The organism is Bacteroides caecigallinarum, assembly GCF_021530995.1.
Taxonomy (GTDB): domain Bacteria; phylum Bacteroidota; class Bacteroidia; order Bacteroidales; family Bacteroidaceae; genus Phocaeicola; species Phocaeicola faecigallinarum.
The window spans coordinates 1-11,110 of record NZ_JADYTF010000112.1 but is presented as its reverse complement, the minus strand read 5'-3'; the positions used below and the strand labels follow the sequence as shown (position 1 = coordinate 11,110).

The following is an 11,110-nucleotide window of genomic DNA, read 5'->3' as shown; positions in this document are numbered from 1 at the left end:
CATTCCGAACAGAGAAGTTAAGCTTCGTCACGCCGATGGTACTGCTAATTGTGGGAGAGTAGGTAGTCGCCGTTTTAGAGAGAAAGATCCCCGAGGTAGAGATACTTCGGGGATTTTCGCGTTTATATACTTTCTATTTTAGAAATACATTTAATCAGATACTTTTCTTTCTGCTACAATTTTTCTAGCATAAACTTCTTCTTCCTTATTAACCATTACCAGAACAGCTCCGCCCATTCCAGAGTATGGAGATGTAACAGCTGATAATGTTTCATCTTTAATCATTGCCTGAACTCCTTCCGATTCCAGTAGCCCTTTTACTAATTCGGCTTCCCAAAGGTTACCTTTGAAAACCTCTACTAATGCTTCATAATTGATATCTGCCATAGTCATTGTTTTTTAAAGGTTAGTAATATTCGGGTTAATTATCTCTGTCATATTCCCAAAGTTAGTTTTTTTTCTTCTCAAATGCAAGAAAATAGTGTGAAACATTATATAGGATGATATAATTCTGATAATATCAAAGTTTTTCGGATTTGAATGAACATATTTCGAATTTTAATGATATTTTTGCGAAAAATGGATTGAAAAACAGTAAATTATGGAACTATATGAAACTTTTCAGGCTGTAAAGTTGGCTTCGCGTAAGTTGGCTATGCTGGATGTGAATTTAATTAATGAAATCCTAGTAGCAGTTGCCGATGCTGCTATTGATGGGAAAAATGCCATTTTAGAGGCTAATTTAAGAGATTTATATCGTATGGATATATCTGATCCTAAATATGACAGATTGAAGCTTACAAGCTCTAGAATCGATGATATAGCGTCTGATATCAGGAATGTATCGAAGCTTTCATCTCCTTTGGGAAATATCTTATATGAGGATGTACGTCCTAATGGTTTGGTATTGAAAAAAGTCAGTGTTCCTTTTGGGGTTATAGGAATTATATATGAAGCACGTCCTAACGTTAGCTTTGATGTATTCTCGCTTTGCTTTAAGAGCGGTAATGCCTGTATATTAAAAGGAGGAAGTGATGCATATGATTCAAACAAGGCTATAGTAGACGTAATTCATGAGGTACTTGATAGATTTGGTGTAGATAGAAACATAGTCCAGTTGCTACCGCCTGACCGTGAAGCTACAGCAGAATTGTTGCATGCCAATGAATTTGTAGATCTTATAATTCCGCGAGGCAGCAGTAATCTGATTAACTATGTAAGAAAAGAATCAACAGTTCCAGTTATAGAAACGGGAGCGGGGATTTGTCATACTTATTTTGACCTTGCAGGTGATGTTAAAATAGGTGCAGGTATAGTGAACAATGCGAAGACACGTAGGGTGAGTGTCTGCAATGCTTTGGACTGTCTGTTGATACACTCTGACAGGCTTAATGACTTACCTGAAATCTGCTCTATGCTATCTGATAGCAATGTCATTATTTATGCAGATAAAAGTTCGTATGATGCTCTTAATGGATTTTATCCACAGGAATTGCTACAGCATGCCACTCAGGAAAGTTTCGGTACAGAATTTCTGGACTATAAGATGTCCATTAAAACCGTCAGTTCCATTGACGAGGCAATAAACCACATATTTAAGTACAGTTCAAAACATAGTGAGTGTATTGTTACAGAGGATAACAGGGCAGCAGATTATTTTAAGAGGGCAGTAGATGCCGCTTGTGTATATGTCAATGCACCAACATCGTTTACCGATGGGGCTCAGTTTGGCTTGGGAGCTGAGATAGGTATCAGCACTCAGAAACTTCATGCCAGAGGCCCTATGGGACTGAGAGAGATCACTACATACAAATGGTTGATTGAAGGTAACGGACAAATAAGGAAATAATCATAATGGAAATTTTATGCAATAAAAATATGCTAAAATAGAATATTGTTGCATTTTTATAGTAAATTTGTAGGGAAAAACTAATTAATATACATAGACGTTATGAAAACATATACAAACGTATTCGATTTGGGAGACTTGAAAACAGCCTTGGCCGAAGCTTTCGAGATAAAGAAAGACCGTTATAAATATGAATCATTGGGCAAGCACAAGACCTGTTTGCTGATATTCTTCAACAATAGTCTACGTACACGTTTAAGTACACAGAAGGCAGCAAGAAATCTTGGTATGGATGTAATAGTGCTTGATGTTAATCAGGGAGCATGGAAGCTGGAGACAGAACGTGGTGTAGTAATGGATGGCGACAAGAGCGAACACTTACTTGAAGCTATTCCGGTGATGGCATCTTATTGTGATATTATTGGTGTTCGTTCTTTTGCACAGTTTGAGAGCCGTACGGACGATTATACGGAAAAAATACTTAATCAGTTTATTCAGTATTCTGGTAAGCCGGTTTTCTCTATGGAGGCAGCTACAGGTCATCCGCTTCAGGCTTTTGCCGATTTGATTACCATTGAAGAGTACAAGAAGAAAGACCGTCCTAAAGTAGTTCTGACATGGGCTCCTCATCCAAAGGCTTTGCCTCAGGCAGTACCAAATTCATTTGCCGATTTTATGAATGAGGCAGATGTTGATTTTGTGATAACTCATCCTGAAGGTTATGAGCTTGACCCTAAATTTGTCCGTGGCGCAAAAGTGGAATATAATCAGCTTAAAGCTTTCGAAGGTGCCGACTTCATTTATGCCAAGAACTGGGCATGCCCTGGAGTAACAAATCCAGAGAACTATGGAAAAATTCTGTCAAAAGATATGAGTTGGACTGTAGATACTGCACACATGGCTGTGACAAATAATGCTTATTTTATGCATTGTTTGCCTGTTCGCAGAAATATGATTGTAACAGACGATGTGATAGAGGCTCCAACTTCTCTGGTTATACCAGAGGCTGCAAACCGTGAGATTTCTGCCACTGTTGTATTAAAGAGAATGCTTCAGTCTATGGAATGATAAATACAGCCTTATAATATATAAAATGGCATGCAGAATTATTTTCAGGTTCTGCATGCCATAATTTATTTATCAGATGTTGTCTTTTATCTTACTTGAATAACCAGATATCTTGAAACGCTCCAGAAATTGTTAGGATTGGTTATTTCAAGAACGTATTGACCTTTATCGTCTTTTTCAAGTTTATAAGAACCTTCAGGATGAGTAGTCAGCAATTCTGCGCGTTTTGAATACAGTTTGATGACTTTATCCTTGCGGATATCAATTTCAGTGAAATAATCCTTATTGAAATCGTTGTTCTTCAGTACATCGCCACCTTTTAATATCTTCTGGTCTTTCAGTTCACTCTTTGTTCCGAAAACGTACCATGCAGTGTTGAGAGCTTTGTCCTGGGCTGCAACAGTCTTGCTTTTTTCTTCATTTTCTGCAGACAACTGGTCAACATTCTTTGTCAGGTCTGTAACAGCTTCGTCAAGTTCGGCTATTCTTATGTTCTTTGAAGCCAGCTCAGACTGAAGAGTTTCGATCTGTTGTTGCTTGGCAGCTAGTTCAGCTGTAAGATTTTCAAGAGCACGTTTGAGCTGTGCACTTTTATAATTGCTATTTTTCAGTTGTTTTTCCAGTTCTGCAATTTTTTCTCTGTTGTCTTTCAGTTTCTGGCTGATAAATCTGATATCATCTTTGATTTTATTTGCTGCAGACTGGCTTTCTATTACACCGCCATTCAGGTCAACTCTGTTTTCAGCTTCGTTTATTTCACGAAAGCCTTCTTGTATGTCATTGAATGCCCCCATAATCTCGTCCAATTCGGCATTACGGTTATACAATTCAGACATTAATGAATCGTTTTGCGCCTGTAGAGCGTCCTTTTTTTGACCAAGATTGTTGCATGAAGCCAATAATGCGGCAACACACAATGAGATTAATACTACTTTTTTCATGATTATTACTGTTTAGAGTTATTTTTCTGTTCTTCTTTACCTCCCAGCACTATAACAATTTCGCCTCTAGGTTCCGTTTCAGTGAAATGCTTTATTACCTCTTCCAGTGTTCCTCTGACACTTTCTTCATGAAGCTTTGATATTTCGCGACACACTGATACAGGGCGTTCTTTACCGAAAATCTCAGCAAATTGGGTCAGTGTTTTAAGTAAACGGTATGGAGATTCGTAGAATATCATCGTACGGGTTTCGTCTGCCAGTGAGTTCAGTCTTGTCATCCTGCCTTTTTTCTGAGGCAGAAATCCTTCGAAACAGAATCGTTCGTTGGGCAGTCCTGAAGATACTATGGCCGGTACGAAAGCTGTAGCCCCAGGAAGGCATTGAACTTCGATTCCATTTCGGACGCATTCACGCACAACCAGGAATCCAGGATCAGAGATACCAGGTGTTCCAGCATCCGATATCAGAGCTATGGTTTCGCCTGCCTTTATTCTTGATACAATGTGTTCTACTGTTTGATGTTCGTTGAATTTGTGATGAGACTGCATTGAATTCTTAATCTCGAAATGTTTTAAGAGAATTCCCGAAGTCCGTGTATCTTCTGCCAAAATCAAATCGGCTTCTTTCAATACACGAATTGCCCGTAAAGTCATATCTTCCAAGTTTCCTACTGGAGTAGGAACAACATATAGTTTACCCATATTTCTGTTTTTGACATCATTTGTAGCAAAGGTAGAAAGTTTTTGGTCTTTAAGGTGATTTTGTGTTAATATTTAACAGAAGTTGTATTTTAAAAGGTCTATTATTAAGGTTAATCCCAATTTTATGGTTCAATTATTAGATTTTACAAACAAGAATTGTATTTTTGCACATAAGCAAACAAATGAAATAGCTTATGAATGGTCAAAAGAAAATAACGTTTGACAGTTTTATCCGTGGAGTATTGGGTGGAGCTGTTTTTATAGCAGTGTTATACCTGCTTAATAGGCTTAGCGGTGTGCTTCTGCCTTTCTTCATAGCCTGGATAATAGCTTATCTTATGTATCCCTTGGTTAAGTTTTATCAGGATAAACTCAGGATAAAGAATAGGGCATTGGCTATTTTTCTAGTGATGTTGAGCATTATTGTTTTGTTGACAGGGGCGTTTTATCTTATTGTTCCGCCTATGGTGGAGGAGTGCATAAAACTGAAATCTCTATTGGAAGTATATTTTTCTGAAGGTGGTAAATTTAATTCTATACCTAAAGATTTGACGGAATTTTTACATGATAATGTCAATTGGAAATGGGTACAGGAGAGGTTAAATTCAGAGAATATTTTTGATGCTATAAAAAGTGTGCTACCTAAAATGTGGTCATTGTTATCAACCTCGTATAATATTGTATTGACTATATTTACATTGTTTGTTGTTCTTCTGTATCTGTTTTTTATATTATTGGACTATGAAGAGATTGCAGATGGTTGGGTTAAATTGTTGCCGGCAAAACATAGAAGTATGGTCATGGGAATAATAGAGGACATTAAAGACAGTATGAATAAGTACTTCCGCGGTCAGTCGTTGGTGGCATTTTGTGTAGGCGTTTTGTTTAGTATAGGTTTTCTGATAATTGATTTCCCTCTTGCTATAGGTTTGGGAATGTTTATAGGCCTGTTGAATATGGTCCCTTATCTTCAGATTATCGGTTTTGTTCCAACAGTTATACTGGCACTGTTGAAGGCTGCTGATACAGGAGAAAGTTTCTGGGTAATTTTAGGGCTTGCGCTTTTGGTATTTTGTGTTGTACAGGCCATTCAGGATATGTATATTGTTCCAAAGATAATGGGTAAGATTACCGGATTGAATCCGGCCATTATATTATTGTCGTTGTCTATATGGGGTTCATTGATGGGAATGCTTGGTATGATTATAGCACTGCCTTGTACAACATTACTGCTTTCGTATTACCAACGGTATATAAAGAATAAGGATTTAATTTATATGCAAGGAAAAGATGAACATCCTGATGATAAAACTGAGTGATACATTAAAGGCATAAATGACATTCATTGCCATTTATGCCTTTAGTGTATCGGTTTTTATTTTTTCTCTTTGATAATACTTACAGACAAGGCTCCGATTATAAGAAGTACTCCGGCCAATACAAGCATGTTTACTTCAGGAGGAATGCTTCCGGGAGCAGTGAACATTTTCAGAATCCATCCTCCTGCCACTGCTGCTATAATCTGCGGGATACATATTGTACAGTTGAATAATCCCAGATATGTTCCCATGTGACCTCCTGTCAATGCGTTTGTCAGGATTGTAAAAGGAAGTGCCAGCATGGCTGCCCATGCACAGCCTATCAGAAGGAATGATACAAAAAGTCCATATTGGTTATTTATGAACATAATAGATATGAATCCTATTCCTCCAAGTATAAGACTCAGTGAATAAGCCAGTTTGCGATTCTTGATTAAAGGTAAAACTGTGGCCCATATAACAGAACCTATAGCTTGTATGGCAAACAGAATTCCTACCCAGTCGCCAGCATTCTGATATTGAGATGACTGGGTGTCAAGCACTAGACTTGTGACTCCATCTTTTGTTATTTCTACAGAAGGCGTGTCAAACACTCCTGCTGCTACCGTTCCGTTTGTATAAGTCCACATGAACATGAATGCGGCCCAGCAGAAGAATTGTACTAGACCTACTGTCCAAAACGCTTTTGGAGCTTTTACCAGGAGTTTGAATACATTTGTTTTCTCTTCTTTCTGTTCATTGCTTATTCCATGATATTCAGCATATAGTTGTGGCGGATACTCCTTGACTTTTACAGTAGTGTAAATTACACATATAATGAGTATGGCTGCTCCTATATAGAACGAATATATCACTGAATCAGGAATCACACCTTTAGGAGCTATATTGCTTATACCTATGGCAGCGAAAATGAAAGGGAATAAATAACCTGCAAGGCTACCGGCATTACAAAGAAAACTCTGGATTGAGTATGCCAGTCCCTTCTGCTTTTCGTTTACCATGTCGCCAACCATCATCTTGAACGGTTGCATGGCGATATTAATCGAGGTGTCAAGAAACATTAGTGAAAACAGACCGAAAATCATGGCTGCTGAAACAGACATGCCGAAACTTCCGGCATTAGGCAACAGACACATAACCAGGACTGCTATGATTGCTCCGACAAACAGATAAGGAATTCTTCGTCCGAAACGGCACCATGTCTTGTCGCTCAATGCTCCTATGATTGGCTGTACGATGATTCCCGCCAATGGTGGCAGAATCCAGAAATAACTGAGACTGTGAGGATCTGCTCCTAGTGTAGAGAAAATCCTACTGATATTAGCACTTTGTAATGCGTATGCAATCTGCACACCGAAGAATCCGAAACTTATATTCCATAGTTTCCAGAAACTTAAATCAGGTATTTTTTTCATTGATATAGTTATATTATTATTGTTTTGTTGGTCTGTAGGTTAATGAAATATGTTATTGTTTATAAGTTCATTACATCTTGTTCGAATCTGTCTTTATCTCCTTTGGCTTTATTCCTGATTTTGCTTCTATAATTGTATACTGTAGCCAGTGAGTATCCAAGGAAATGTGCTATGCGGTTTGCATCTGTAACTCCCAGTCTTATCAAGGCGAAGATTCTTAGTTCTGTATTCAGATGTTCATCCTTTTTTGGATATATTTTACTGTCATCTGTAAGTAGATTATTGAAGTCTTCCACGAAATTGGGGAAGAGATCCAGAAATGAGCGGTCAAATTCATCGTAGAATAGTTTTCTTTCGTCGCGTATGAACTCTTCCGATCTTATAGCCTTGAACAGTTGGTCAATTTTGGATGCCATTGCAAGCTTTTCAAGTGAACGTCTGTATTGTTCCAGCTTTTCCAGATAAACAACGCATCGGTCAAGATATTTAGCTATATACACTTCCTTAATTTTCCCTGTTTGTGCCAGGTTCTTGTTGGCTTCAACAAGTTTTTTATTGGCTTTATACAGATCTCTTCTCATAATAGAAAGTTTCTTCATCCAATAATAAAGGTAGAAAGTCGCTATTATAAGAAGAAAAGCCAATACACTTATGCCAATTAGCAGTCGTCTTGTTGCATTTTGTTTTTCTGCTTCTTTTTTCTGGTATGCATTATCTATGATAGGATATATTTGTGTTACCTCAAGAAAGCGTAGCCTTGCGTTGGCAGCTACTGCATCTTCCATGGAGCATGACAAATAATTGTAAGCTCTGTCCAGATTTCCTTGATGGTACATAAGTAATGCCAGTTTCTGTAGCGAAGCATATTCACGTTCAGCCATTTTTATATCCATTATAGCTGTACTTGCAAGATACTTTATTTGGCTTGATGTATCTCCTATAGCCTCATAAGCATCTGATAAAGTATAGTTCACATATACTTTTCGTTTTAAGTTTATTGAATCAGACAACAGCGGCAATAAAGCTTTTATAGCATTTCTATAATCGCCGTCATAAATCATTCTTTCGGCTTGATTAATTTTGAAATCAATATCTGTTATTCCCAGTTGTGAAATGGAATCTCTGTAAATTTCAGTCTTTAAGGAATAACATTGGCTGGCATTGTCGTCAGCTGTATAATCTGCAAGCCATCCGTAGTATGCCCTGCGAGTTCTATAGTAATATCCTAAAAGTCCTTTATTGGTTATATTGGCTTTATTAACTTTGTCAAGTTCATTTTTAGCCTCATTATACATTCCCATAACTCCGAATACTTCAGCTCTGTTTATTAGTATTTCGTCTTCAAGTTCCGGATTGTTGAGTAACGGAAAGTATTTGTGCTTCATATTAATATAATATAATGATGAATCTGCTTGATAATGCAAGTATTCATAGAAAAGAGCACCACTAATGTTATATTTTTCAGTTATATCATTAGAACGCTTGAGACTGTCCTTTAGTTGGGATAACTTTTCTTCTCTCAGATTATGATAATATTTTTTGTTTGAAATGACTTTATCAAGTTCTTTCAACAACCTTTCATTCTCCGGATTGGCTTTTAATACAGTAGGTATAATAAGAATATAAATAAGTATTATAAATATGTTTTTCATGACATTAAATTTAGAGCTGATACAAAAATATGTTTTTTTATCAATAAGTACAAAAACATGACTATTATTTTACTGATGTTTGAATACATTTTTATTTATATTTTTTGAATAACATAATCTGCCTAATGTGCTTATTAATAATGATATAGTTATTTTACATATTTATATTTTTATTGTGCCGGTGATAAAATGTCCACAATAATCTTAAATTTGCAATATAACAATATATAAATATAAAAATCGATATCATGAAACAAACACTATTAACCATTATGGCTGTATTGTCATTATTATTCCCTTTTTCATCAAAGTCGTATGCTGTAATTAAGAAAGTTGCCCCTACATTCTGGTGGGCAGGGATGAAGAATTCAGAATTGCAAGTTTTGCTTTACGGCGAAGACATAGCTTCTTCCGAGGTCTCTATTTCCAGTAAAGATATTTATCTGGAGGAAATTGTCAGACAGTCCAATTCCAATTATCTTATCATTTATCTTGACCTGAATGATGCACAGGCGCAGAAGTTTGATATAATACTTAAGAAAGGTCGTAAGATTACTAAAGTACCATATGAACTGAAGGAACGTACGCGTGTAGGTTCAGATATTGAAGGATTTACTGCAAGTGATGTCCTTTATCTTATAATGCCGGACAGATTTGCTAATGGAAATCCGGAAAATGATGTAGTGCCAGGAATGCTGGAAAATAAAGTTGACCGTAATGAACAGTATGCCCGTCATGGTGGAGATTTTAAAGGTATATCAGAACATTTGGACTATATATCAGATCTTGGTGTGACAGCTGTCTGGCTTAATCCTACACAGGAAAACGACATGAAAGATGGATCATATCATGGATATGCCATAACTGATTACTATCAGATAGACAGACGTTTTGGTAGTAACGAAGAATTCCTTCAATTGGTAAACGAGGCCCACGGTAAAGGATTGAAAGTTGTTATGGATATGATTTTCAATCATTGCGGAAGTGAGAACTATCTGTTCAAGGACAGACCTCAGGATGATTGGTTTAATTTCCGTTCCAATTATGTACAGACATCGTTTAAGACAGCAAGCGTAATGGATATTCATGCCTCTGATTATGAAAAGGCCATAGCTACAGACGGATGGTTTACTCAGGTTATGCCTGATTTGAATCAAAGAAACCGTCACGTTGCCCGTTATCTTATCCAGAGCAGTATATGGTGGATAGAATATGCAGGAATAAACGGAATACGTCAGGACACTCATCCATATGCTGATTATGATTTTATGTCAACATGGTGCAAGGAGGTTCTTGAAGAATATCCTCATTTCAATATCGTAGGCGAAACATGGCTAAACAGCAATGTTCTAGTTTCTTATTGGCAGAAAGATAGCAAGCTTGCCGCTCCAAAGAACTCTAATCTTCCTACAGTAATGGATTTTCCTCTTACAGATCTTATGACAAAAGCTTTTGATGAGGAAACTACCGAATGGTCAGGCGGTCTTTACAGATTATATGATTATCATACTCAGGATTTCGTATATGCCAATCCTATGAGCCTTTTGACATTCCTTGATAATCATGATACATCTCGTTTCTGTAAGAATGAAGAAGATTCAAAGAACATCACACGTTATAAACAGGCAATAACATATTTGCTTACAACGAGAGGAATTCCTCAAATATATTACGGAACGGAAATACTTATGGCTGCCGATAAGAGTGAAGGAGACGGATATCTGCGTCGTGATTTTCCTGGTGGATGGGAAGGAGATGAAGTAAACTGTTTTACACGTGAAGGCAGAACAGAACTTCAGAACGAAGCATTCGATTATACTCGTAAGCTTTTGAATTTCAGAAAAGGTAACGAGGCTATATGTAAAGGTACGATGAAACATTTCGCTATACGTAATGGAATTTATGTATATGAAAGAAAGTACAACGACAGTTCTGTAGTAGTATTTATGAATGGAACAGATGAAAATCAGACTTTAAATCTTGCACCATATAAGGAAGTACTTCCGAAATCCGAGGCTATTGACTTTATTACAGGAAAGAAAGTGGCTTTAAAAGATGAATTACTTCTTGAAAAACGTGGAATACTACTTTTGACATTCTAAAAATCATTTATAAAATCAGTTATTGCTCTATAAATATAAATGTCATATAATCAGATGTTTATG

At 36.8% G+C, this 11,110-nt stretch carries 9 protein-coding genes and 1 rRNA gene; 5 read left to right on the top strand and 5 right to left on the bottom strand.

All coding sequences use genetic code 11. The features are described 5' to 3' along the window. A 5S ribosomal RNA gene (gene rrf, locus I6E24_RS17630) occupies positions 1–75 on the top strand; the annotation flags it as partial. 75 nt (positions 76–150) lie between these two features. Here the strand turns inward: rrf and I6E24_RS13265 are convergent. Continuing rightward, positions 151–387 carry a DUF2007-related protein gene (locus I6E24_RS13265; protein ID WP_235329012.1) on the bottom strand — a complete coding sequence of 79 codons (237 nt, stop codon included), beginning with the start codon at positions 385–387 and terminating at the stop codon, positions 151–153. Between the two features lie 214 nt (positions 388–601). On the opposite strand from I6E24_RS13265, the gene I6E24_RS13260 reads away from it, so the two are divergent. Together I6E24_RS13260 and I6E24_RS13255 are read left to right on the top strand one after the other, a co-directional pair. Next, on the top strand, positions 602–1,849 hold the full coding sequence (locus tag I6E24_RS13260; protein ID WP_235329011.1) for a glutamate-5-semialdehyde dehydrogenase: 1,248 nt from the start codon (positions 602–604) through the stop codon (positions 1,847–1,849). A gap of 102 nt (positions 1,850–1,951) precedes the next feature. After that, positions 1,952–2,917, top strand: coding sequence for a Rossmann-fold NAD(P)-binding domain-containing protein (locus I6E24_RS13255; protein ID WP_235329010.1), 966 nt, complete (start codon positions 1,952–1,954; stop codon positions 2,915–2,917). Between the two features lie 86 nt (positions 2,918–3,003). Here the strand turns inward: I6E24_RS13255 and I6E24_RS13250 are convergent, their stop codons facing one another. Both I6E24_RS13250 and rsmI read right to left on the bottom strand, forming a co-directional pair. Next, the gene (locus I6E24_RS13250; RefSeq protein ID WP_235329008.1) at positions 3,004–3,858 is read right to left on the bottom strand and encodes a Cbp1 family collagen-binding glycoprotein adhesin; all 855 of its coding nucleotides are present in this window, start codon (positions 3,856–3,858) and stop codon (positions 3,004–3,006) included. Between the two features lie 5 nt (positions 3,859–3,863). Further along, positions 3,864–4,559 carry a 16S rRNA (cytidine(1402)-2'-O)-methyltransferase gene (gene rsmI / locus I6E24_RS13245; protein ID WP_235329007.1) on the bottom strand — a complete coding sequence of 232 codons (696 nt, stop codon included), beginning with the start codon at positions 4,557–4,559 and terminating at the stop codon, positions 3,864–3,866. Between the two features lie 194 nt (positions 4,560–4,753). Here rsmI and I6E24_RS13240 point away from each other — a divergent pair, with 194 nt between their 5' ends. After that, positions 4,754–5,878, top strand: coding sequence for an AI-2E family transporter (locus I6E24_RS13240; RefSeq protein WP_235329006.1), 1,125 nt, complete (start codon positions 4,754–4,756; stop codon positions 5,876–5,878). Positions 5,879–5,934: 56 nt separating this feature from the next. Here I6E24_RS13240 and I6E24_RS13235 read toward each other — a convergent pair whose 3' ends face one another. Both I6E24_RS13235 and I6E24_RS13230 read right to left on the bottom strand, forming a co-directional pair. Further along, on the bottom strand, positions 5,935–7,293 hold the full coding sequence (locus tag I6E24_RS13235) for an MFS transporter (protein ID WP_235329005.1): 1,359 nt from the start codon (positions 7,291–7,293) through the stop codon (positions 5,935–5,937). A 59-nt stretch (positions 7,294–7,352) separates the two neighbouring features. Next, positions 7,353–8,945: a DUF6377 domain-containing protein gene (locus tag I6E24_RS13230; RefSeq protein WP_235329004.1), complete on the bottom strand. Its 1,593-nt coding sequence runs from the start codon at positions 8,943–8,945 to the stop codon at positions 7,353–7,355. A 248-nt stretch (positions 8,946–9,193) separates the two neighbouring features. Between I6E24_RS13230 and I6E24_RS13225 the strand changes: the two genes are divergently transcribed. After that, positions 9,194–11,047 carry a glycoside hydrolase family 13 protein gene (locus I6E24_RS13225; protein ID WP_235329003.1) on the top strand — a complete coding sequence of 618 codons (1,854 nt, stop codon included), beginning with the start codon at positions 9,194–9,196 and terminating at the stop codon, positions 11,045–11,047. Positions 11,048–11,110 lie beyond the last annotated feature (63 nt).